General features: G+C 44.1%; 20 protein-coding genes. All 20 read right to left on the bottom strand.

The features are described 5' to 3' along the window. Positions 1-15: 15 nt before the first annotated feature. The 20 genes from P22_RS06840 to P22_RS06745 all read right to left on the bottom strand — a co-directional run bounded on the left by P22_RS06840 (position 16) and on the right by P22_RS06745 (position 25,317). A complete protein-coding gene (locus P22_RS06840) occupies positions 16-1,080 on the bottom strand; it encodes an ABC transporter permease (RefSeq protein WP_054259485.1) in 1,065 nt (354 codons plus the stop codon). An 18-nt stretch (positions 1,081-1,098) separates the two neighbouring features. Further along, entirely contained in the window at positions 1,099-2,637 is a 1,539-nt protein-coding gene (locus P22_RS06835) for a sugar ABC transporter ATP-binding protein (protein WP_054259484.1), read from the bottom strand. Then, the gene (locus P22_RS06830; RefSeq protein WP_054259483.1) at positions 2,637-3,380 is read right to left on the bottom strand and encodes a DUF2291 family protein; all 744 of its coding nucleotides are present in this window, start codon (positions 3,378-3,380) and stop codon (positions 2,637-2,639) included. Before P22_RS06830 ends, P22_RS06835 begins: the two co-directional genes overlap by 1 nt. A 97-nt stretch (positions 3,381-3,477) precedes the next feature. Beyond that, the gene (locus tag P22_RS06825; protein WP_216598040.1) at positions 3,478-4,458 is read right to left on the bottom strand and encodes a D-ribose ABC transporter substrate-binding protein; all 981 of its coding nucleotides are present in this window, start codon (positions 4,456-4,458) and stop codon (positions 3,478-3,480) included. 75 nt (positions 4,459-4,533) lie between these two features. Beyond that, positions 4,534-6,024, bottom strand: coding sequence for a glycerol kinase GlpK (glpK, locus tag P22_RS06820; protein WP_054259482.1), 1,491 nt, complete (start codon positions 6,022-6,024; stop codon positions 4,534-4,536). Positions 6,025-6,040: 16 nt separating this feature from the next. Next, the gene (locus P22_RS06815) at positions 6,041-6,973 is read right to left on the bottom strand and encodes a transketolase family protein (RefSeq protein WP_054259481.1); all 933 of its coding nucleotides are present in this window, start codon (positions 6,971-6,973) and stop codon (positions 6,041-6,043) included. Next, entirely contained in the window at positions 6,966-7,796 is an 831-nt protein-coding gene (locus tag P22_RS06810; protein ID WP_054259480.1) for a transketolase, read from the bottom strand. The genes P22_RS06815 and P22_RS06810 overlap by 8 nt, the downstream gene beginning before the upstream one ends. Before the next feature lie 15 nt (positions 7,797-7,811). Then, complete coding sequence (locus P22_RS06805) at positions 7,812-9,245, bottom strand: L-fucose/L-arabinose isomerase family protein (protein ID WP_054259479.1); 1,434 nt, start codon at positions 9,243-9,245, stop codon at positions 7,812-7,814. 21 nt (positions 9,246-9,266) lie between these two features. Then, a complete protein-coding gene (locus P22_RS06800) occupies positions 9,267-10,274 on the bottom strand; it encodes a LacI family DNA-binding transcriptional regulator (protein ID WP_054259478.1) in 1,008 nt (335 codons plus the stop codon). Positions 10,275-11,020: 746 nt separating this feature from the next. Next, positions 11,021-12,394 (bottom strand): esterase-like activity of phytase family protein, encoded by a 1,374-nt coding sequence (locus tag P22_RS06795; protein WP_054259477.1) that lies wholly within the window; start codon positions 12,392-12,394, stop codon positions 11,021-11,023. Between the two features lie 134 nt (positions 12,395-12,528). After that, the gene (locus tag P22_RS06790) at positions 12,529-15,453 is read right to left on the bottom strand and encodes a sigma 54-interacting transcriptional regulator (protein ID WP_069972775.1); all 2,925 of its coding nucleotides are present in this window, start codon (positions 15,451-15,453) and stop codon (positions 12,529-12,531) included. 90 nt (positions 15,454-15,543) lie between these two features. Continuing rightward, positions 15,544-16,377, bottom strand: coding sequence for a class II fructose-bisphosphate aldolase (locus tag P22_RS06785; RefSeq protein WP_054259475.1), 834 nt, complete (start codon positions 16,375-16,377; stop codon positions 15,544-15,546). A 35-nt stretch (positions 16,378-16,412) separates the two neighbouring features. Continuing rightward, complete coding sequence (locus tag P22_RS06780) at positions 16,413-17,519, bottom strand: NAD(P)-dependent oxidoreductase (RefSeq protein ID WP_054259474.1); 1,107 nt, start codon at positions 17,517-17,519, stop codon at positions 16,413-16,415. 15 nt (positions 17,520-17,534) lie between these two features. Next, positions 17,535-18,014: a PTS sugar transporter subunit IIA gene (locus P22_RS06775; RefSeq protein ID WP_054259473.1), complete on the bottom strand. Its 480-nt coding sequence runs from the start codon at positions 18,012-18,014 to the stop codon at positions 17,535-17,537. A gap of 43 nt (positions 18,015-18,057) precedes the next feature. Further along, positions 18,058-19,332: a PTS transporter subunit IIC gene (locus tag P22_RS06770; protein ID WP_054259472.1), complete on the bottom strand. Its 1,275-nt coding sequence runs from the start codon at positions 19,330-19,332 to the stop codon at positions 18,058-18,060. Between the two features lie 144 nt (positions 19,333-19,476). After that, positions 19,477-19,779, bottom strand: a complete 303-nt coding sequence (locus P22_RS06765) for a PTS sugar transporter subunit IIB (protein WP_054259471.1) — start codon at positions 19,777-19,779, stop codon at positions 19,477-19,479. A gap of 240 nt (positions 19,780-20,019) precedes the next feature. Next, entirely contained in the window at positions 20,020-20,673 is a 654-nt protein-coding gene (locus tag P22_RS06760) for an HAD hydrolase-like protein (protein WP_054259470.1), read from the bottom strand. Positions 20,674-20,787: 114 nt separating this feature from the next. Beyond that, the gene (locus P22_RS06755; RefSeq protein ID WP_054259469.1) at positions 20,788-22,305 is read right to left on the bottom strand and encodes a sialate O-acetylesterase; all 1,518 of its coding nucleotides are present in this window, start codon (positions 22,303-22,305) and stop codon (positions 20,788-20,790) included. A 90-nt stretch (positions 22,306-22,395) separates the two neighbouring features. After that, the gene (locus P22_RS06750; protein WP_235814573.1) at positions 22,396-23,742 is read right to left on the bottom strand and encodes a PTS sugar transporter subunit IIC; all 1,347 of its coding nucleotides are present in this window, start codon (positions 23,740-23,742) and stop codon (positions 22,396-22,398) included. A gap of 147 nt (positions 23,743-23,889) precedes the next feature. After that, positions 23,890-25,317 (bottom strand): glycoside hydrolase family 1 protein, encoded by a 1,428-nt coding sequence (locus tag P22_RS06745; protein WP_054259468.1) that lies wholly within the window; start codon positions 25,315-25,317, stop codon positions 23,890-23,892. Between the last annotated feature and the right edge of the window lie 23 nt (positions 25,318-25,340).

Here is a 25,340-nt window from a genome sequence, read left to right as displayed (position 1 = left end):
GCACAAACATCCCCTCTACCCGTTTTTACGTTCCAGAGCTAATTTATTCTCCATGTTTCGCTGAATTTGATCGACAATGACAGCAACGACAATAACCAAGCCTTTGATGACCATCTGCCAGAACTCGGATACACCGATCATGACCATGCCGTCACTAAGCACTCCGATTACAAAGGCGCCGATCAAAGTCCCGCCGATGGTTCCGACACCGCCGGCCATTGAGGTCCCCCCCAGGACGGCTGCCGCAATAGCGTTCATTTCCCAGGAGTTTCCCGACGCCGGATGCGCCGCCACCAGCTGTGAAGAAACAATCAGACCGACCAGAGCCGAGCAAAAACCGGAAATCATATATACCAGCATTTTAACCCGGTCCACTCGGATACCGGACAGTTTGGCGGCTTTCTCATTCCCGCCCACGGCGAAAATATGCCAGCCCCAGGGAGTCTTTTTAAGAAGATAAGCTGCCGCTAAGCCGATAATGATCATGATCCAAATGGAAATGGGGATGCCTAAAACATCGCCTGTGCCTAATATCGGAAACCCTTCGTTACCCAAGGCAGGGTTGCCAACCAGATTGGGAAAGGTCTCTCCGTTTGACCGGATGAGGGCAAAGCCGCGGGCTGCATACATGGTGCCGAGAGTGGCGATAAAAGGCGCTACATTAAACCGGGTAACCAAAAGACCGTTAACCGCCCCGACACCAGTTCCCATTAGCAAAGCCAGGATCATGATGACGACAATATTAAAGTAAATCGTTACCCCGAACATATCCAGCCGCAAGCCTTCGTTAATCAGCCCGCCCGCTATCATTCCGGCAAGTCCCACAATGGAACCAACCGACAGGTCAATTCCGCCACTGATAATAACCAGCGTCATGCCAATGCCCAGCAAAGCATATAGCGCCACATGTTTGGCAATAAGTATCAAGCTGTTTGCGGTCAAAAAGCTCGGCGTAAGAAAACTGAAGATAATCACCAAAGAGATTAATGCGATAAAGGTCCTGCCCTTTAACAGCAGCATTCCTACAGATATATTGTTTAGGTTAGCTTTTTCCGCTACCTGGAAAGCTGTTTTGCTCATAGTAAACGGCCTCCTATCTTAAGAAATATTTTTCACTCTAGACGAACTGTGACCAACTCCGGAAGCCTTTACAAGAGCCTCTTCTGTTATCTCATCCCTGTTCAATTCTCCTGTTACCTGCCCGTTTGACAGCACAATAATCCGGTCAGATATTGCCATAATCTCTTTTAGTTCGGAGGCTACCACAATAACGCCCATACCCTGACTTGCAAATTTCGCTATAATGTGAAATACATCGGCCTTCGCCCCGATGTCAATTCCTCTTGAGGGTTCATCCAAAAGCAAGATTTTGGGTGAAGTCAGTATCCCTTTGCCAATAACGACTTTTTGCTGGTTGCCGCCACTTAAAACTAAGATTGGTAAATTTCTATCGGGTACTTTTATTTCCAGATCTTTGATTGTTTTACTTATGTACTCATCTTCTTTCTTGCGGTCCAAATGGACTCCCCTCGTGTAATTCCACAAGCTCGACAGTGTCATGTTTCTGGCAATGGACAGCGTTTGCACCAGACCTTCCCTTTGACGATCTTCCGGTACATGGGCAAAGCCTCTTTTAATTTGTCCCCAAATGGATTTTGGTTGAATCTTTTCTCCTGCCAAATACACATCGCCGGTTAACTCGGGATGCATGCCCATTAAGCATTCAATCAATTCGGTACGTCCGGCACCCAGAAGGCCATATATTCCCAGTATTTCCCCTGCCCGCAGGGAGAAAGAAACATTTTCCAGCGCATAACCACCGCCTTTCCGCGGTAAAGACAGCGCTTCTACCCGTAAAATTTCACCACCGATTGTTTTTTCCTGATGATAATCCATTTTTGTGTCACTATGCCCTACCATGTTTTGGACAATCCAGGGTATGTCAATATTTCTTACTTGTTCCTCAGCAACCAGTCTGCCGTCACGCAAAACAGTGACATAATCACCAATCTTCATAATTTCTTCCAGCCTGTGGGAAATATAAACAATGGAAATCCCCTGCTCTTTAAGCTCCTTAATCAGCCGGAACAAAACCTCCACCTCGGCCGTACTGAGTGAAGAAGTCGGTTCATCCATAATCAGTACATGCAAATCCTGCTGAGCCATCGTCTTCGCTATTTCAACAATCTGCTGCTGCCCAACCCGCAGATCGCCGACCGGAGTATCCGGACGAATCGGATGTTCCAGCCTCTCCAGCAGTGCTTTTGTCTTTACCAAATGCTGGCTATTATCTAAAACAATCCCGTACCGGGTATTTTCCCGGCCCATAAAAATATTTTGTGCTACCGTAAGGTTGGGAAATAAATTCAATTCCTGGTGAATAATTCCTATTCCCTTGGCCGAAGCATCCCGCGTATCTTTAACATGTATTTCCTCTCCATTCAAACAGATAGTCCCTTCGGTGGGCTGCTCAATTCCGGCGATTATTTTCATTAATGTGGACTTGCCTGCCCCGTTCTCACCGATCAGTACATTAACCTTGCCCCGGTATACATTGAAGTTGACCTTATTCAGAGCCAGCGTTCCGGGATAGATCTTGCTTATTCCCCGTCCCGTCAGGCACAATTCTTCACTCATTAGCTACCACCCTCCGTAAATTCCAAGGTTAACGGAGTTACAACAACAGCATCGAACGAGGTGAAGGTAAACGCACCGGTAAAAATTACTTCCTTGCCTTCCACAGTACTGAAATCCGTCTTGTTCAGCAGACTATCGGCAATCCTCTTATGGAACGCATTGGATAATTCAGCAAAAACCATCTGATTTTTAAAATCGTCATATTTGATAAAATCAAGCGAGTCCCGTACTGCCGTGCCCTTGATTACCGGGCCTATCTGTATTTTGAACTCTGTCTTGCCATCATAGGGAGGAAGATCTATATCCAGCGTCCCCGCCCGGGACTCCCGGCTGACTTTTAGCACCTTTCCCTGCCCCTTAACAATAAAATTCCAGGCACTTCCCTCCTGGGCGCTGCGAAAACCGTATTTCCCGCCGGCCTCATCCATATTGTTTCGTGCCTCTTTCAGTACTTGACCGATATCGGCCGCTTTTTGATTGACGGCCGGCATCACTTTACTATCCCATACCGATTCGACAAACTGATTGGCATCAAAACTATTGTCCTGAAAATAAAAGGTATTGCCCTGTTTATCGTTACTTTTGTCATTGGAAACTACGGTATATAGTTTGCAGCCGGAAAAGAGAACTGCTGAGAATAGGCATACAACAACCAGCAATGAAGTCTTCCATTTTACGACGCAGCGGTTGCGCAAACTGCAAGCGGACCGTACTGCCCGGACAGTTTTACTCATTTTGTTCATAACATTCTCCTCATCAAAATCAGATGATTGCTTTGCATACGTCTTAGGATGACTTGTCGCAGTTACCCTAAGACGTATGCTTGTTACTCACCTGCAGCTATTTGATTGCAAAAGTTTCCAAATTCCTGGCATTCTCCTTATTAATCAGGACACAGTCGATCAATTGCTTTTCCTGCTCCCCGGTGGAACCGTTCTTTACATATCTGTCGGCCTGTTCTACTGCCATCTGGGAAATACGATATGCCGGCTGCAGCACAGTTGCTTTGATATCTCCGCTGATAATGGAATCTCTCACATCATTGCTGCCATCGAACCCTACTACAATAACATCTTTCAATCCAGCCGCCTTAATAGCAGCCATGGCCCCCATCGCCATCGTATCGTTACCGCAGATTACACCCTTAATATCTTTATTGGCCTGGATAATGGATTCCATCTTGGAATAAGCTTCGGTTTGGCTCCAGTTAGCGCTTTGGCGGGCAACCAACTTAAGCTCCGGATACTGATCAAGCACGTCATGATAACCTTTAGAGCGAATACCGGCATTGGTATCCGATTCTTTACCAACCAGTTCCACATAGTTTCCCTTCTCACCCATTAACTTAACAAATTCCTCGCCGCCCAATTTAGCGCCCTGGAAGTTATTTGATACGATCTGGGATACAGCTGCACCGGTCGCATTAATTTCGCGGTCGATCAGGAATGTGGGAATTCCGGCGGCTTTGGCTTTTTTCACCGCCGCCACGGTAGCGTCAGCACCGGCATTGTCACAGATGATGGCTGCCGCGTTACGGGCAATCGCCGTATCAAACATTTCATTTTGTTTGTTGGCATCATCGTCATGGACCAGTGACAGGATTTCATAGCCAAGTTCTTTCGCTTTGGCCTCGGCACCGAGAGCTTCCGATTTGAAAAACGGGTTGCTGTGCGACGGAGTAATAACAACGATCAGTTTGGATGCGGTTGCAGCTTTATTGGCTGTCGCTTCCTGTTTTTGACCACTGCACCCGCCAAGTAACAGTGCCGTCATACCGATCACCAAGAGACCCATAAACACTTGCTTACTGATGTTCTTCATGTCTTTGCTCCCCCTGTTATGTAATTTTATTTACACCTTTCTCCCTGGGAAAGAGTATAGCCTGGCCAATACAGCCTACCTCGACAATACTCTCGCCACTGCCTGGCGCCATCCCTGACAATACCGCTCCCTCACCGCCTCTTCCATATGCGGGACATAGGTACGCCCCGTTTGCCGCAGTTGCCGTATATCCGCCATGTCCCACATTCCAATCCCCAGCCCTGCCATATATACCGAGCCCATTGCCGAGAGGTCTGCCGCTTGCGTTCCGGCCACCCGGATCTGCAGCATATCCGCCTGGAACTGCATTAAGAAAGCATTTGATGTTGGTCCGCCGTCGACCCGCAATTCCTTAATGCGTATCCCCGCTTCCTGCTGCATGGTATCCACCGCATCTTTAATTTGATACACAATCGATTCCAGAGCGGCCCTGACGATATGTTCTTTGCGGGTGGCCCTGGACATACCGTTAATCGCTGCTTTAGCCTCAGCATCCCAATACGGTATCCCCAGGCCGACAAAGGCAGGAACCATATAGACTCCTTCATTGTCTTCCAAGCTTTCCGCCATTGCCTCAACAATGGAAAAATCGTCAAACAGCCCCAGGTTATCCTTCAGCCATTTTAAAGAATCGGCTGAACAATGTACGATTCCTTCCAGCACATATTCGATTTTCCTGTTAATTCCCCAGGCGATAGAAGTTACTAAGCCATTGCCGGCTTGCCGGTACTTGCCGCCAATATTCATGAGAACCGAGGAACCCGTACCGTAAGTTGCCTTAACCATTCCCGGTTCAAAACAGTTTTGTCCAAACAAGGCTGCCTGAGAATCCCCTATAATCCCTGATATCGGAAGCTGCCGATCAAACAACTCCCCTTCCGCCGTATAGCCGAAAATATCATTGGACGATTTTATCTCGGCAAGCATTGATTTTGGAATATTGAAAATATTAAGAAGCCTTTCATCCCAGTTTAGCGATTGGATGTTAAATAGCAGTGTCCTGCTGGCATTGGTATAATCGGTTGCATGGACCTTTCCTCCGGTCAGCTTCCAGATAAGCCAGGTATCGATGGTCCCCATCAGCAGCTGCCCTGCTTTTGCCTTTTCCCGGACATTACCAGCCGCATTTTCCAATATCCATTTTACCTTGCTGGCAGAAAAATAGGGGTCCAGTAAGAGTCCGGTGCATTCTTTAACAATATTTTCCACACCCGCTGCTTTCAGCGCCGAACAAATGCCGCTCGTCCGGCGGCACTGCCATACAATGGCATTACAAACGGGAAGCCCGCTATCCTTATCCCATACGACAACCGTTTCCCGCTGGTTGGTTATCGCCAGTACGGCAATATCCGCTGCCGTTAAATTAGTCTTTTTTACTACGTTACGTAGAATGTGTACAGCATTTTGATAAATTTCCACCGCATCATGTTCTACCCAGCCCGGCTTAGGATAGTACTGCTTATGCTCCAGCGCTTCCTGGGCAATGATGACGCCACGCGGGTTGACGATCATTGCCTTGGAAGCCGACGTACTTTGGTCAAGGGCAAGTATATAACCGTTCTTCATATTTTCTTCCCCTGCCTTATTTAATTAATTGCCAAGCGATAGCTTTTACGTTTTCTACACACAAACCGTAATACGCGAACACTTCCTGTGATTTACCCGGCACTGCCGGTTCGTCGGGAATGCCAAGAATTTTCACCGGTACCGGACAGTGCTGTGCCACCACTTCCGCTACCGCAGAACCCAGACCGCCAAAGATGCTGTGCTCTTCAATAGTAATTATTCTTCCCGTCTCACGGGCTGCCTTAAGAATGGCCGCTTCATCCAGGGGCTTGATGGTATGCATGTTTAAGACTCTGCAGGCTACTCCCATATCCTTTAGTGCCGCCGCACTATCGATCGCTACCTTCACCGTTTCGCCTGCCGCAATAATGGTTATATCATCACCCTGCGTTAAGGTAACCGCCTTGCCAATCTCAAAATCGTAGTCCTCCGACTCATAAATATCAGCTACTGCATTGCGCCCAATCCGCACATAGGCAGGCCGGCTGCTGGCAAGCAGCGCCTTAATCATCAGTCTGCTCTCAAACCGGTCTGCCGGCAGTACGATATCAATGCCCGGGATCGCCCGCATTACCGCAATATCCTGCAGGGAATGATGCGACATGCCCAGCGCTCCATAGCTTAAGCCGCCGCTGATACCGATTAATTTGACATTGGTTCTTGAATAGCCAACATCTACCTTAATCTGTTCAATGCTGCGCATAGACAGAAAAGAAGCCGGAGAAGCCACAAACGGTTTTTTGCCTGAAACAGCAAGTCCTGCGGCAATTCCCACCACATTCTGTTCGGCAATGCCAACTTCAAACAGCTGCCCGGGTAACTCCCGGGCAAAATTAGCCAGGGAAGCCGATCCGCGTGAATCACTGGTAAGAACAACAATATCCCGGTCTGTTTTGCCGAATTCGACTAAAGTATCACAAATGACTTGCCGGTTGGTTATTTTATTCATGCTTGTGCCCTCCGTCACCGGACAACTCAACCATTGCCTGTTGATATTCCTCTGCGGTTGGTACACCATGATGCCAGTGCGGAACATTTTCCATAAAGGATATTCCCTTTCCCTTGATGGTATAGGCCATGATCAGCGTTGGTTTATTGTTAGCGGCAGGAGTTGCCGAAAGTACTTGCTGCAATGTTTCTATATCATGGCCATCTACCGGAATGACCTCCCAGCCAAAACTCTTCCACTTTTCTTCCAATGGTTCCAGTCTCATTACAGCTTCGGTCTTTCCCGTGATCTGCAGCTTATTGCGGTCGATGATAGCCACCAGATTATCAAGCTGATAGTGAGCAGCCGCCATAGCCGCCTCCCATACCGAACCTTCCGCCTGTTCGCCATCTCCCATCAGAGTAAACACCCGGTAGGATTTCCGGTCTTTTTTCGCTGCCAGCGCCATACCGACGGCTATGGATAAGCCGTGGCCCAGTGCGCCGGTATTCATTTCCACTCCCGGCACTTTATTATTTGGATGTCCAATCAATCTGCTGCCGAACTGGCTAAAAGTTTTTAATTCTTCTTTTGGAAAAAAACCTTTGTCCGCCAGGATGACATAATAGGACTCCACAGCATGCCCTTTGCTGAGTATAAATCTGTCCCGGTCTTCTAGCACGGGATTTCTAGGATCAACATTCAGCACGCCATAATACAAAGTAGTCATAATGTCAGTGTTTGACAGAGAAGAACCGATATGGCCCGCCTTAGCATGATAGATTATTTCCACTACATCTTTACGAATTTGTTTCGCCTTTGCCTGTAAACATTCCGTCTTCACCCTAATTCCCCCTGATCAACAGTTTTTTCCGCGCAGCAATGCTTCAATTTGCTCTTTAGTCGGGTCAACCGGATCGGGCTGCAGCCCCGGAATATACTTGCAAGCTTCGTAAAGAGCCGGAATTACATTATGATGAATACCTACGCAGTGGTGAACATAAGGGCCGGTGACCAGCTTTTCTTCCCATAACGGCCAATCGTTAACCTCAATCCAGAGATAGGTCCCGCGGGTAAAAGCCCCTTTAATGCCGGTGGCTTTTCCCAGAAACAACGAGTATTCACCATGATCACCGTCAAATCTGACAATGGATACATCGCCACCCTTGATTTCACTCTCATGGGTGCCCGGGGCATGAGAATCAAACAGAAAATGCTTTCTGAACCTTGGACTGCACCCTTCCTCCACCAGTGAAATCGGGAAATTTCCACAGTGGAATAATAATTCACCGTTATCATTATTGGGATCACGCACCGTTACATCGGCAAAGAACGGTGCACTGACCTGCAAGGCCGCGGCTTGCGCCATAACGGCCGTGATGGCTCCGTGTATATCCGTCTCGCATACGGCCGGTATGCCTTCATCGGTGAGCAGAGCATTGGCAAGGCAGGGCATGACACCCACGCTATTTTGCAGCGCCGTCCAGCATTGAATGGCCATAGCCGAGCAGCTATGTGTTTTAATCATTTGCAACAAAGCTACTTTTAGAGCGGCTACGCGTTTAATAGAAAACTCATCCACTTCACTACAGTCCAGTTTAGAAGTGATTAATTCAACCGTTGCTTTAAGGTCTGCACCGTTTTCCGCTTCTACCTGTTCCGTTGCATCTTTAACGTCTTGCAAAGAGACCGGATAAATTTCCACTCCGAACTTTTCCAGGAGTTCCCCCTCATTGCAAATCATTGTCCAAAAGCCGGCCGGCCGGGTTGACACCTGCAATATTCTTAAGTTTCTGAATTTTTTGACTACATTACTGGCAGCAATAAAATTTGTAAAACCGCTGGTAAAGACCGGATCTTCCAAGGTGCAATTTACAATATAGGTATACGGTACATTGAACCGCCGCAGCACTTTTCCCGTGGCAAACAGCCCGCACTGCGTATCGCGCAACCGGCTGCCATCCGCCAATGGGGCCTCATCCCGCGGCCCCCATAACAATACCGGTTTTTGTAGCACTTTAGCCACTCTCGCCACCGTATCTTCGGTACCAAAGTTACAATGAGGGAAAAATACAGCATCTACCTCTTCCGTTTTAAACCTTTTAATTATTTTCCCGACGTCTTCATCATTATCAAATAATAAGCCCTCTTCGTTAATCCCCTCGAGGTCCACAATATCAATATCAAATTGAGATATTTTTTCTAAGGTTAATCGCTTGAATTTGTGGGCATCTTCCTTACTGAAGACAAAACGTCGCGTCGGAGCAAAACCCAATTTAACTCTCTCTCCCATAATCTCTTCCCCTTTACTCAATTAAGATGGTGGTTTTGAAACACTCTCCCTGATAATCAGCTCGGTATTCACCTCGATTTTTTGCGTAATGGTTTCCTTACTGTTTTCTATCTTTTGAAGCAGTCTTCTAACTGCGGCGCCGCCTATTTCCTGCTTAAATACGCGAATTGTTGTTAAACGGGGGCTGGCAATTTCACAAAAAGGCATATCGTCAAAGCCTATGACAGAAACATCCTGAGGGATTTTAACTCCGTGATCCTGTAAAGCCCGCATAGCTCCAAACGCAATAAGATCATTATCCGCAAAAAAAGCTGTGGGCAACTTGGGAGCACGTTGTTCTAAAATAGCTTTCATATCCCGGTACGAACCTTCTATGGTGGGGTTCAAGGCAAAATCAAAATCCGGGTTGAATTCCAGATCAGCTTCATGCAAAGCATCCCAAAAACCCAGCTTCCGATAATGAAAATTATTAATGTAAACCGAACTATGCAAATATCCGATTTCACGGTGACCGTTTTGAACTAAATATTTTGTAGCTTTATAAGAAGCATCCATATTGTTAATTAATATACAGTCAAAATCCGCCCCTCTAAAATGGCTGTCCAGCAGCACAACGGGCATATTGATATCACGAAACGGCAGCAGATCTTCAAACGCCATTTCTGTTGCCAGTACAATTAACCCCTGGGAATAATCGCTCTCCAGCAGGGAAACGATATCTTCGCATTCGTGATATACATGCGAAATCAGTAATTCATAGCCCTGATTCCGGCATTCGTTTTCGATCCCCTCAATCAACGAAGCAAAAAAAGGAGTGTCGGACACAACCACTCCGTGCTTTTTGTAAATGACAAACCGGATGGTCCTTTGCCCGTTAGCCATATTCATTTCTTTGTTGTAGCCGAATTCTTTGGCTATTTTTAATATTTTTTGCTTGGTTTCTTCACGAACCCCTTTTCTCCCGTTCAGCGCATTGGAAACAGTGGCCGGCGAAACTCCCGCCATAGTGGCTATATCGGTTATATTCATTACTAAAACTCCTTAAAATCGATTTTCTTACTACATATCTTAGCATCAACCTGCACATTTCGCCAACTAAAATTTTTATAAAATTTTTAGTTTATTTTTAAATATTAAAACCGAGAAATTCACATATCCAAATCTCACTTACTGCTTTTTTTCCATTTAACATAAACCTTTTCAAATATTTTTTCCAATATTTATTATACTTTAATTTACAAGGTCATTATAAAATATAATAAAAAATTTAGCAATATATTTTAAAATTTTTATTATATTTTAATAAATTTTTATTTAATTTTTTTATTACTTCTTAAGATTATTTAAATTATTCGGAAGGACGATCTTTTGCTTCTTTGCTGTCCTTCTTCTTTATTTTGTACGATGGAAGTCTCTAACCGCCGTTGCGGTTAGGAGTGTACTGAAAATAGTCAGCTTTACTAGCGCCTGCCTAACGTTTCCACCAAATGCAGATAAGCAAAATCCCCCCTAATCCCCCTGTTAAATACTGGTATTGTTCAACTGTTTCAAATGTTGCTAAAATATATATCAATGCTACGACCGTTGCTAGAAAAAACAAATCGTAGAGTATACGCCATACTTTAGAACGATTGATTAACGGTTTCTTGGGTAAAATCGATTTAAAGAAGTAAAACCAGTTTACCATCACGTACAAAAAACGCAAGCCTGCATGTTCACATGCAACAGCTTGCGTTTTTATTTTACCGTGCAACCGTATACACCAAAAGTATATTTCATGGAAGAGGTTCAGGCAATTCAATAAACCAAATGTATTGATTTTGTTCTGCTTCCTTATTCGGTACAACATGAATCAGAGGATTAGCCGGTTTGTCTTTATAAGTAAAGGTGCCGTCCTCATGAAGAACGTAGTCAGTCGTTTCTGTATTTTTGTTTTCCCTGTCTGCTACCTCCATTGTCATGGCAAAATCATTGTCATTCGTTACCACAATCGTTTTTTTATCAGGCAGCATGGTGATACCTTCGGCTTTTTCAATATTCCAGCCATAGGCACGAAGATCAATCAACAGCCGTTTTTCAGCAAACTTGATTCCGGACAGCTTGCTCTTATCAGCAGTAAACTCCGGTTCTTTGCCGTCAATGGTGATTCCCGTAAGGTCGGTGGCATCTTTGATGTCAACCAGATAAATCAGATTACGCATTTGTTTGTCTTTGCCTTTTCCCTGTTCAATCATCAAAAACTGCGTATTCGAAACAGCGTAAATATCGCCAATCTTAGCATCCTTGGGAGATTTGTAAACTTCTACATCCACCGGATAAGCAAACATTTTCGTTTTTCCTGTTTTGGGGTCAAGCTGGACAATTCTACTGAACTGAGCCGTTTTCCCTGTTTTCCCACCAATATCCAGCGGGCTTTGCTCTTCCGCATAAATCAGGCCATTAGGGGCTACGGTCAATCCTTCAAAGCCGCGATTGGGTGTCCGGTATTTCATAACCTCCGGCAATCCCTCGCCAGGTGCATATTTTTTTAGCAGCTTTCCCTGTTTATCATACTGGGCAATAAACGGACCGTATTCATCGCAGATCCAGAAATTACCGCCGGCATCCAGCGCAATCCCCTCGGTGTCCATGCCGTTATTGTCATAGCCTAACCATGTAAAACGGTCATCCAAAGCCAACTCATTGGTAGCACCGACCAGCCCCGGCTCAATGGGCAGCCCGGTAATGGCTTTGCCTTTTTCATCTTTCAGGCCAATCACACTTGTCACTTCGGCCTTACCGTCTTTTACATGAATTACACCGATCCGAGGCTGAAACTGCGGAGCCGGGAAAAACTTACTGCTGTATCTTTCCAATCCTGATTGATAATCCGGTCCATCCCCATTCGGGCCGCGGTCGGTAATGCCATAGAAATCAATAGACCCGTCTTGATTGATCGCTTTTAAGACAATCGCGGAACCAAAGCCGGCCAGGAAACCATTAGGAAAGTTCTGCTGATTGGGTCCTTGATATTGTACATAGTATTTTTGCGGAACCGTAACCAGGTACTTCGTTATTTTAGGTGAATCGTCAGCTGCTGCCACGCTGCCACAAGCACTGACTGTCATTACCGCAGCCACAGCCCAAGATAAGAAAGAGTGTCTTTTCATTTCTTGCCTCCATTGTTATATTTTAGTTGCTATTATTATATTGACATATTTACCGGGTAAAACCGTTAAGAAAATGTTAATTACAGGTAAAAAGCGGCTATTAATTATCCTTGAATTAATAGCCGCTTTTTGGATCAAACCATATTATTTTTAGAGTTCAAGCATAACACTTGGATGAATTCGGACTCATTCCGTGCCTTTAACAGCTGCTTTACTACTTCTTCCCTTTTGAGACTGTAAAATAAATCGGTAATAATGGAAATATCATCATTCTTTACGGCAGGCAGGCAAATTAAGTTGACTTTATTTTTATGGTTATCCCACTCAATATATTGGTTCAGCTTTATGAAAACAACAGCTGACTCATTTACAAGAGACGGCAGTCCATGTGGAATGGCGATTCCGTTTTTAAAACAGGTACTGCTCATTTCTTCTCTTGCCGTTAAGGATTGGAGAAACTGCTTTTTCACATATCCATGATTGAACAATACACTGCCTAAAGCCTCAATTACCTCTTGCTTCGTCTGAAAATTCTCCCGCAGTAGAATTAGATCTTCTCTTAGAATGTTTTTTAGCGTATTACCGTGTTGTTGTTTTATCAGATAGTCCAATAACATCTTTTTGTTTTTATTAAGCTCAAATTCAAAGGGAATAAAGTTAATTCCTTCTATTTGAGGATTGATTGTGCCGACGATAGCAATCAGGTTATATTGTTGCCGTATTTTATCAATTTTAAGTTTTAGCTCTTCATCTAAAAGACTTAACAATTCTCGTTTCACATTCGGATAATACTCAGATAAAATATCATTAATGTGAACAGCTACACCATGTCCCGTAAGACACATACAAATGATCATTGGCGGCTTATTCGAATTTTCAACGGGTATAACGGGGTAAGAATGTCTGGAGTTAATAATTTCATAATAGATATCATCAAGGGTTTCCTGGGAATTCTGGTCTGAAATATAGGCCTTTCTGACGGCCTCCATGACGGATACCAGGTCTACTCTGTCAATGGTACGGGTTTTTATACCTGTTCTTTTTTGTACTACCTCGCCAATATTAACCAGGGACCCCATATCGACAAAAAACAAAATCCCCATATCGCTTTCAAATGTCTTCGCAATTTCTATAACCTGCTCAAAAACTTTAGTAGGATTTGTATTAAAGGGCATATCCACCGCTATGGGAAAATCAACCCCCATTAACTGATGGACGATGGCAATCATTTCTGAAGCAATCTTTCCATGGCAAACGGTAATAATCGCCACTTTGTTTTTCTTATTGGTAACCTGCAATAACTCTTTCACATACATAGCAATAAAACCGATCTCACCTTCCGGTATATCAATGTTTTCTGCTTTTTCAACTTCTCTTGCCAGCTGCAAAGCGATCGTATATTCATTTTCAAAATTCCGCTTTATATTTAGCAGATTAGGATTAATAATATCCTGATTATACTTAATTCTCTTGATCGCTTCACTAAGATGGATCGCCAGATAGATCAAAACTTTCTTATTGATTTTTACATCGGGATACAGATTACTGATAACTACAAAAAAGTCCTTAATGATTTCGCTTATGGTTTCTCCAACTAAATACTTAAATTCATCAATATTATCTAAATTTTTGTTCTCTGCCAGTTCAGAGCCGATTAACTTAAATTTATTTAAAACAAATGTCCATATTATTTTTTCAATTTCAGAAGAAGAAATATCCATTTCTTTTAATTCATAATATTTCTTTTCCACCTTTTTATAAATATCTTCAAAAATGGGATACTCATGCTGTATTTTGGTTGTGGTTATATGGGGAACAAATAAAGTATCCTGAAAAACAATGGCACTGTTTCTTCGTTTGCCGGAATTTTGTTTATCGTGGAATAACGTATTGTATAATAATTCATTAAAACCGATATTAATTTCATTTTTACCACTGTTCATCTTTTCAACATACGCATTAGCACAGGTAACCTGGATTTCACTTTTTAGCTGCCCGATGTTGCCATCATATTCTTTCATCGCAAAGGCGGATAGAATCCTGCTTTTTACGGCTATGGTGCATTTGGTGCGGTTGGCTTCATTTTGAAAAAAGTCATAAATAAGCTGTGCCTTTTCTTGCAGCGAACGGTCTTCCAGCCTTGGCAGTTCAATAATCATCGGAATTCTTCTCCGGAAAGTCAAAAGAAGGGAGGACTCAATATTTTCCGTTGTAGCTCCAATAAAATATACCCGGGCTTCCCGCTCCGTATCCGTTTCTCCCAGCCGCCGGAATTTCCCCTTATCTAAAAGAGAAAATAGCATCTCCTGCCCTTTAGGCGGAAGCCTGTGAATTTCGTCTAAAAATAAAATTCCCCCGTTCGCCCGCTCGACCAAGCCTTCCGCATCCTGATCGGCCCCCGTAAAGGATCCTTTTCTATGTCCGTACAGAATGGAAAGTATCAGCTGGGGATTGTCTCCATAATCGGCACAATTCAAAGCGATAAACGGAGCTTTTTCCGCTAATATTTTTTTATTTTTTGCATATTGGTACATGCATTCGGCAAATTTTGATTTGCCTGTCCCACTATCGCCAACAATCAATGTCGGGAGTCCATACGGTGGGTAAAGAACAGCAGCTTTCGCCTGCTGAATATTTTTAACCAAGCTGCAATTATGGCCCACTAAAGCAGAGAAATCTACTGTCTCAGCGGCAGGAGCAGTTTGCATCACCCCTGTTTGATTTTGTCCGGCAGGATTTTTGTTAACGATATCGGCAATATAGTTACGGGTGACTTCAAATCCCTGGCTTGTAAGGATATTGACTAAATGGCTGATAGCTATATTGGGTTGATCGTTTTTTATAACTTCTATCGCATCCTGGATATTTTTCTTCCTTCGTTCCCGTGAACTTGGTATATTGAGCTCTTTTCTAATTCCGGTTACCGTTTCACGTAAAACGGATACCGTCTGAGCAATTTCCTCATCGGTCAAAGGATGGTAAATACTTTCCGACATAATTAACTGTTTGATTATATCTTTAACAGATTCAGCCAATATTGTTCCCCCCTTCTTACACATGAACCATAACTTACAAAAGGGAATATGCTACTGTTGATGCCCTGTAAGCATATTCCCCAAAATAAAACCAGAAATGAAAAGCAAACTTAATTATACACGTTTCATGGAGCCAAATAATTCTATATAGTATCTAAGCTTTTGAGCATAACCCTCCAGTATCGCAGTTTCAGCTTCCATCATGTTTGCTATTTTCTTCCGGGAACAATATCGATCCAGCAAAGCACATCCTGCTCGATCCAGATCAGTATATAAGTTTAATTTAGTTATACCAAATTGTATGGCCTTTTTCAAATTTTCGTCGCCGGTTCCGGAGCAACCGTGCAGTACAAGCGGAATGGCTATGGCCTGGTTCAGTCTGTCCAGCCGTTCGAACTGTATTTCCGGTATTCCCGAATATAAGCCATGCGAAGTACCAACCGCCACTGCCAGGCAGTCAATGCCGGTTTCCCGTACAAAGCTTTGCGCTTCCGCTAAATCGGTCAGGCCTTCATTCTTGATTTTTTCATAATCACAGCCTTTACCGACATGTCCCAACTCGGCTTCGACACTTATATCAATTGCGTGAGCAATTTTGACAATTTCTTTTACTTCAGCAACATTTTGTTCATATGGACACGTCGAGCGGTCAACCATGATCGACGTAAACCCTGCGCGAACCGCCTTAATGGCATCTGAAAATTCCTGCCCATGATCCAAATGGACAACAACAGGAACCGAAGAACGCATTGCATGACGTACCGCAACCGGCCCGAATTCCAAAATATCGGCCATGGCCGGATAAAGCGCTAAAATGATTGGCGACCGGTATTTTTCGGCTGTCGCAATGGCAGCCTTGACAGTGCCTTCATTCCAAACATTAGCGGCAGGCACCCCGTATTTCTTTTCTTTTGCATCATATAACACCGTTTTCAAATTTACAAGCATGATTACACTCACCCTATCATGTTTTTGTCAACTCATTACAGCGTGCTTCCTTTTTTTATTTTTTGTACATTGAAACAAGTATCGGTGCGTTTTTCTTTAAAGAAAGGCTCCATCATCTCTTTTAATATTTCCGCCGAACCTTCGGATAAATCTTTGCGCTGTCCCGCCAGGTGCGGTGTCAGTATTACATTATCCAGCTTTACCAGTGGGCTTTCCTTGGGCAACGGTTCGGTATAATAAACGTCCAAAGCGGCTCCGGCTATTTTTTTCTGCTGCAGCGCTTCTATTAATGCATTTTCATCGATAATCTCCCCGCGGGCGATATTAATAAAATAGGCAGTCGGTTTCATCATGCCGAACAGTTTTTTGCTGATTAATCCTTTATTAGAGGCTAACGGCGGAACATGAATAGAGATAAAGTCACAAGCAGTAAATAGTTCTTCCAGGGATGTTATTCTTGTGTAATTTTTAAATGCTGCTTCATCGGCGAAGGGATCATACACTAGTACTTTCATTCCCATGCCATATGCTTTTTCCGCTACCCTCTTACCGATTTTCCCCAATCCGACAAGTCCGAATTTTTTATTTTTAAACGTTATTCCCCTAAATGTCACAAATTCATCCCAAATGGGAATTTCCCTATTGATATCATTATCCCACCGGCCCGCTTTGACATACTGATCGGCTTTAATGATATTCCGTCCCAGCATCAGGGCAAAGGCGATAGTGAGATCGGAGACAGGTTCTACCGACCGGCCGGGTGCGTTAAAAAAATAGATTCCCTTTTGCGATGCCGCTTCGATATTTACATTCACTGCATCCGAACGGCAGCACCCAATGGCAAATAAATTTTTCCCCGCTTCAATTACTTGTTTAGTCACCGGTGCCGTATGCACAATCAACAGGTTTGCATCGGCAATACGATCAATTAGCTGTTGCGGGTGTCCACAATACTCCGTGACCGTATTATCACCAATGTCATCACTGCGATCCCGGCTCATAGGTTTATCCATAATTACGTCAAACGAATCAATTTCATAGTCATACCCTTGTAATATTTCCTTGGTAATATTGACTAAATCTTCGGTATGCACCCATTCATCACCGACTACTAATGCTTTTATTCTTTTATTTGCATTCATTCTTTTACCCCTCTCTCATTCCTGATTATTTCCCAGAATCTCATTTCGGAAGATGGTAAATGCTGCTTGTTTTGATTCTACATGATACAGCTTGTTTACATTACTTTCCAGCTTACAAAAATTGACAATATTCTTTAAAAAATTCAAATGTCTATTTTCACCTTGTAAAGCCAGCATAAATACTATCCCTACCCGTACGGTCGCCTTTGTATTTCCCATATCCGAAAATTCGACCAGATTCTTTGATATCCCCATAATAATGGCCGGTTTGATTACATTTTCCGGTTTAGAATGAGGCACTGCAACGCCAATGGGCTTTGTGGGAAGTCCGGTAGGGTACTCGCTTTCTCTTTCTAGCGTTGCACTTTGATATTGATCGTTTACATATCCTTTATGATGCAGATAGTCAGCCAAATAGCATATTATATCTTCTTTGCTGTTCATTTCGTTTAAGATAACGGCATCATAATAGACGCTTTCTGTCGCTGGCTCCATGAGTCTCCTCCTCTTGCGGAATGAATCCGGCTAATCATGTATTTTAAAATCCGAAAATCATTGAAAAAATCTTGTATACCAGCACTAATCCGGGGGTTCCGGCGGCATCCCAGTTCGATATCAATCCTTTACCCACATCATATCCCATTGACCCAGCCAGCTGCGTCATCGGGCCGGCCATGAAGGTGGCTCCCCAGGAAAACAGGCAAACAATGATCGACAGGATAATCAAATTGTGTAGGATGTTTCCTTCCGTGATAGCATTAACGGCCGCACTTTCCCATAACACAATAATTAAACTGACGGAGGCAATCATTTGGTTGCCAGGCAAAACCAGTGAGATCAATAGTGCAATGGGATACATAATCAGCGTCGTCGGTACCACGGCCGAATGTCCGATAACCGTTGAGCAGTCCAAGGCAATCCGGACATCGTCACGATTTAATTTACTTACCAGGATGCTCCTGGCCGATTTTATAATCGGGAACCATCCTTCCACCAAAATAGCTGCCATACGGGGAAGAAGCAGGAATGCCGCTGCCATCTTTACTCCCAGCAGTAACGAGGGCATAATGCCTATTTGACTAAACAATCCTAAAATGATCCCCAATGTGGCTCCCATGACCGTGGTTTCACCAAAAATACCAAACTTCTCTTGTATGGTTTCCGCACTAATTTCTATATCTTTAATGACAGGAATCCGTCGCAACACCCATTCAATGGGAATGGCAATACAAGCCTGAAAGGAGAAATGCGTTCCATGCGGCCAAGACCCGCCGGGAGGGAAATTATTAATTTTTTCAATATACGGAGCTGCAATATCGGCTGCTTTGACATCAATAATTAAAAAGATCACCACAGCCAGTGTTGCCAGCCAAAAATTGCCTGTAGATACTCCGACTAAACCGGCTAACAACATGGCCCTCCAGGTATTAAACACATCGACATATATGGTTTGCGTGAAACGGACGGTAACTAACAGTATATTGATAATGAGGAAAACCAGAACACCAAAATAGCCGTAGGTATTACCGAATGCATACCCCAGGCATCCCCAGCCGATGTCGATGACGCCCTTATTAAAACCGTAAATGGCAACGATGTTCGTAATTGGTTTTACCATTGCCTCTTGAATCAAACTTACTACCATAAATAACCCCGTAAGGCCGATAGAAACTTTTAATGCACCGAGAATTGCTTTTTTTAGGCTTACTCTAACCAGCAGGGATACGATTAAAATAATCCCGACAATCGTGACTGTAGAATCAAATTTAAAAAAAGCGGAAAGGACACTAGTAATCGAATCAATAAATTCCATACGCCTTCTCCTCTGCATATTTATTTCTTTAATTTCAAAGTACATCTTGGTGGCAGAATTACCGTGGATCAAATACAAATTCGAAGCATACGACCGGAGTTTTCTTCCACCAAGATATTACTTCTTTGGGGGAATTAAGCGAAATCATTGCTGTATTTTTCGAACTTCAGCTATAATTTCGTCCAGCGCTTTCTTAGCAGCCTTATCATCCAGCATAATCCCTAAGGCTCTGATCATAGGCACCGGATAATCTGATTTCATTTCAACCGTTGTAACCAGCAGATCGGCATTATTAATCGCCTCATCAACATCATTCACCCTGCAGAGAACTACTTTCACATTTTTTAATCCTTCTTGTTTAATACGGTCTTCAATTTCTTCTCTCAAATAATTGGAGGTACAGATACCTGCTCCACAGCAACAGAGAATTGTGACTTTTTCCTTCATTGCGCTCACCTCCCATCCATTTAAAAGTTAGCTCTTACGCCTATTTTTAATGCAAATATTGTGCCAATTACATAGTGATGCAAATAGACTCCGATATCCCGCCTGTTCGCTTTGCTATAAAAATAAGTACATGCTTTTGTAATTACAAAAGCATGTACTTATTTTTACAAAAAGATGCACCGGCTAAAACAGTTCTTTGCCTCTCCAGCTAAAGATTAACAAGTAGTGTTAACCGTTTATTTACCCCAGCAATAGTGACCGCAAATCGGCTACAGATTCGGCAATATGCGTAGGTCCGGCGTCTTCTAATTCAGGCCGCCGTCCATAGCCATAACCCGCAGCAATCACATCGATGCCATGCGCCTGCCCGCCTTGAATATCAAATTTCCGGTCACCGATCATAACAACTTTGTCCAATGGGATATGGGGTATGTCGGCCAAAATATTGCCAATAAGGTGTTCCTTATCACTATGCACGCCTTCCATCTTGGCACCAACGACCTTATTAAAGTACGGTGTCAGAGAAAAATGTTCAATAATTTTTTCAGAAAATACGCTTGGCTTTGATGTGGCCACCGCTAGATATTTCCCCTGTACAGACAGCTCAGCTAATAGATCGGCTATTCCGGGATAAACGGCATTTTCATACATTCCTTTTTCCGAAAAGTATTCCTGATAATAGACAACTGCCTGTGCCGCTTCCGTTGCATTCATACCATACAGTTCCTGAAACGAATCGGTCAGCGGCGGTCCAATAAAAGACACCAGCTTCTCTAGATCAAATTCTTTCATACCGCTTTTCTCAAGCGCATACTGCACAGATCGCAAAATACCCGGTTTGGAGTCAGTCAATGTTCCATCCAAGTCAAATAATATCGCGTCATATTTCATCATGCTTTCCCCCTATTTTGAGCGGCTTTCCTCCAAATGTATCTGCAATCTTTTCTCCCTAAAACCTATAAATTCCTGCAAAATAGCTGCCGGAAGCTTATTTGCCACGCCGAAAAATTACCTCGTCTGAAAAGGACTTACCGGCAAGCCGTAATTGGTATATAAAATTACCTGCGTATAGTTACTCCAAGCGTAGCGTACCCGGACAGGTTTCTCGACCTGTTTACCATCTACCACCACTGTGCGACTACGCAATTGTGCCTCAGCCGGGAAAAAAATACCATCCTGTCCGCAAACCTCAAATCCTTGCAAACAAGCATCCAATGGACCGACCAGTATGCCGCCTTCCAGATTGTCAAAGTACACCACAAAGCGCCTGTCACACAGAACATGGTGTGAGTATACAGGGGAAAGTCCATCCTTGCCGACGCCATACACCCCCGTTAATGCCGCCAGAGCCAGTCGTTCTCCCACCGGCTTCTTAAGTGGAGGATGTATGTCAAATTTTTCTCCGCAATCGATGGTCACCGCCATAAATGTGGATGGTATAGTCTGTGTAACCTGTAACTGCGCCTCGCGTACCGCCGGCCAGTTGGCTAAAGGCTTAGTATCGTGATAGGCCGGCAATTGTACAAAAACAAAGGGCAGTTCCCGGTTATGCCATCTCTCCCGCCAGTCGGCGATCAACAACGTAAATAGTGTCCGGTACAATTCACTGCGTCGGGTGTCCTCCTCCCCCTGATACCACAGTACTCCCTTAATTGCATAAGGAATCACCTTTTCCAGCATGGTATGATATAAACCGGCCGGACGTCCATACGCTTTTCTGCTCAGCGGAGGCGGCCAGGGCGTATGCCCCACGCTTTGTTTCAATTCCTCCATGCCGGCTTTAGGATGTTTTTCTTTGAAAGCCCTGATTTTTTCGTCATGTAATGCTCTCCGGCGCAAGTACTTCTGTTCGCGTTTTGCTTCCTCCGCCTCAGTCAAATTGGCTATCACCCGGTAATAGGGCTTCAGATAACATGCACGAACTGTCCTGTCACGAGTCAAGTACTCTTCACTCATCCAGCAGGCGGCTGATGTCCCGCCTTTATTGCAGCTGATAATACCGATAGGGATATGCAAGTCGGCGTATACTCTCTTAGCAAAATAGTAAGCCACTGCTGAAAAACTGCCTGCGCACTCCGGGGTACAAACTTTCCAGACACCAGCCGGCAAATCCGGTACTACCTGCAGTCCATCTTCGTATTCAATTTGAGCTACTTCATACTGACGCAGCCACTCGTAATTCGCCCCGCTTATCTCCTCCGCCCCGCCGGTTGAATCTTTGAGGGGAAATTCCATATTGGACTGCCCACCGGCCAACCACACTTCTCCGACCAAAATATTATCAAGACAAATAACGTTTGCCCCCAGGCGTATTCGCATCCGGTAGGGCCCCCCGGCCGGCAAAGGCGGCAGCAGTACTTTCCACTTGTTGGCATCACCGGCAGTTGTTGCACAGCTGTGACCGGCCAGTTCCACCTGGACGGCAGTTCCTGCCGGCGCTTCTCCCCACACCGGAAGATCGCAATCCCGTTGCAGTACCATATTGTCCGTAAAAATACCAGCCACCGCATATTTATTTTTTATCATTTTTCGCCTTCCCTTCTGCAAACAGCTTTAGGATATACTTATATTCTAAAACAGAAAGGCACCTATTGCCGGCAACAGGTGCCTTTTCCCTTAATTAATCCGGTCTTTTATTTTATTGCCGACTATTACAAACGGAGCATAAAGTAAAGTATCGACAAGTAAGAATACCACCTGCAGCAAACCTCCTCCCAGTGTTCCGGTACCAATCATTCCTCCAAAAAACAGCGGCATTGTCCAGGGTACCACATATTTAAATACCGGCACCAACCCCACTGTAATTGCCAGCCAGCCAATGAAGGTGTTTATCAGCGGGGCAATAACGTACGGAATAAAAAAAATCGGATTTAACACGATCGGCAACCCAAAGGCCAGCGGCTCCTGGATATTAAACAGCATAGAGGGAAGGCCGACTTTTACCACCGCTCTCCAATCTTCCCGTCTGGAAAAAATCAGAATGGCCAGCACCAATCCCATAATATGCATTAGCCCGGCTTCAAAAAAACCGTTGGAGAAGATATATAAAGCACTGCCTTCCTGGTTTGCCAATTGAGCCGGCAGATATACCGAATTTTGAATAACAGCGGTTACATTATGTCCATGAATACCAAACCACCAGAAGAACCAGGTAATAAACTGGTACAAAAGAGCAAAACCAATCCCCTGCGAAAAGCCCAATAAGGGCGCTTGAACAATGGTATAAATCAAGTCATGAAACGATGGCTGCTCCAGCCAGTGTAAAACAGCTGCAAACAGTGCAATAAAAAATAAAGTAATCGTAATCGGTATAAGCGCTTGAAATGACCTGGTAACCGATTCCGGAACGCTTTCCGGCATTTTTATAATCATACTTTTGTTATTGGACAATTTGGCAAATAACCATACTGTAGCGGTAGCAACCAGCAGAGTCGTCATAACCGAGCCGGTGCCAAAGTAGCCGACTTTTACTGCGCCATTTACCATAATGGTATCCGTTCCTGCCATACTGATCAGTTGTTTAAAAGACTGCGGAATCAGCACAAATGTGGCTACCACCGAAAGGATAGCGGCAATCAGCTTATCCGCGTTCCAGATGTCACCCAGACGGTATCCGAAAGAAATGGTAAGCAACAGGGAAAATATGCCGAATGATGCGCCGACAACCAGATTACCTACGTATTGAACGTCGGAAATGGCCGCAACAAATCCTGAATTTTTATAGGCTTCGCCTGTCAAGCCGGTAAGTAGACGGCCTAAATTCAAACCGTTAGGCCCCATAACGGTACCAAATGGATCCAAAATTACCCAGTTCAATATACCAAAAAATGATCCAACAAGGACAAATGACAAGATAATAGAAAAAGCATCCCGCATAGCCAGCAGATACCGGTTGCTGGCTATCTTGGCCGAAATAGGAAGCATGACCGCTTCCAGTTTGGTGGTTAGGGTTTGCATCGACATATGACTTTCCCCCCATATATCTTTCTATATATTAATCAGGTCGTCCTGTACGGAAACGAACAGAATACGCCAATTATGCCGGGCGTTCCTGTCCGTTCTTATTATTGAAAGCCATCACCTATAATAGAAGTTGTTTTAGAACCGGTACTATCTATATTCTTTTTCGAGTGAATCTATTTGAAACTGCCGGGCATCATGCAACCGTTTAAACCATTCTCCCGATTTTTTCATAATCCTGGCATAATTATGTTCTGGATCCAGCTCCACCAGGCCATATCTATTTTTAAGTGAATTGACCGGAGAGATATTATCCAGCCAGTTCCAGACCATATACCCTTTGCAGTTGCTGCCTTCTGACACACTATTTAGCAGATAAGCCAGATGTTCCTTCATAAATTCAATCCGGTAATCATCTTGAATAATGCCGGAAGCATCCCTGTAACGGCCTTCATCTTCCACTCCCATGCCGTTCTCTGAAATCAGCCAAGGTATATTATCATATTCTAGTTTAATCCTCATAGCAATATCGTAAATACCCTGAGGATATATCTCCCAGCCGCGCCAGGGGTTTACTTTCTTTCCTTGTAAATTGTATTCTTCAAAATATTTGCCAGGATGAAAGGGTGCAGTCTCATTCCACTGGAAGCGCTGAGCCATAACCCGCATGGGCTGATAGTAATTCATGCCGAGAATGTCAATGGTATTCTCTTTGATAATCTGCAAATCTTCTTCCCGGTACGTGAACATACAAGCTTCCTTTTCCAATAATTCAATCAGTTCCAGCGGGAATTCCCCTTTAATACAGGGATCCATAAAGCTCCGCCAATAAAAAAGATCTGCTATTTTTTGCGCCTGGACGTCCTGCGGATTGTCGGTCGAACGTCCATAAACCAACGCCGGATTCAAGATAATACCGATGCTGCCGCTTATGTTCATCTGCCGGAAGCGTTTTATAGCCTTGGCATTACACAATATTTTGCCGTAAATCCATTGCATGGCTACTTTTGTATCACTCCGGTAAGGGTACCAGAATCCATCCATAAAACACAGTTGTGGTATCACGATCGGTTCATTGAACGTCCACCAATATTTGACTTTATTTCGGTATCTTTCAAAAACTTTTTCCGCAAATTTCACATAACAGTCCACAACAAAGGAAGAAGCATAGCCACCGTATTTTTCATACAATGATACCGGCAGCTCCCAATGTTCCAGACAGATCATCGGCTCAATCCCATGTTTAAGCAATCCGTCTATTACCTGATCATAGAACCTTGCCCCGTCTTCATTCACCGTTCCCTGCTCGTAATTGTCTATAAAGCGGGTCCAGTCAACAGAGGTTCTCACTGTTTCCATCCCGGACTTGGCCATCAGCTCAATATCACTTTCCCACTTATGATAAAAATCCGTGGCAATAGCCGGACCAATGCCATTATGCCAGCGTTCCGGCGCCGCCTTATACATCATATCGACAAAGTGGTCGCATTTTTCCTTTTTGCCTGCCCAGCCCTCAGTCTGCCAGGCAGAAAAAGAAGCCCCGAGCAAAAAATCTTTAGGAAGCGTATACAAAGTCATAATTGTCCCCCTTATGGTCTTAT

This window comes from Propionispora sp. 2/2-37 (genome assembly GCF_001298735.1).
Classification (GTDB): Bacteria; Bacillota; Negativicutes; order Propionisporales; family Propionisporaceae; genus Propionispora.
This window is presented reverse-complemented; position numbering and strand designations above follow the sequence as displayed.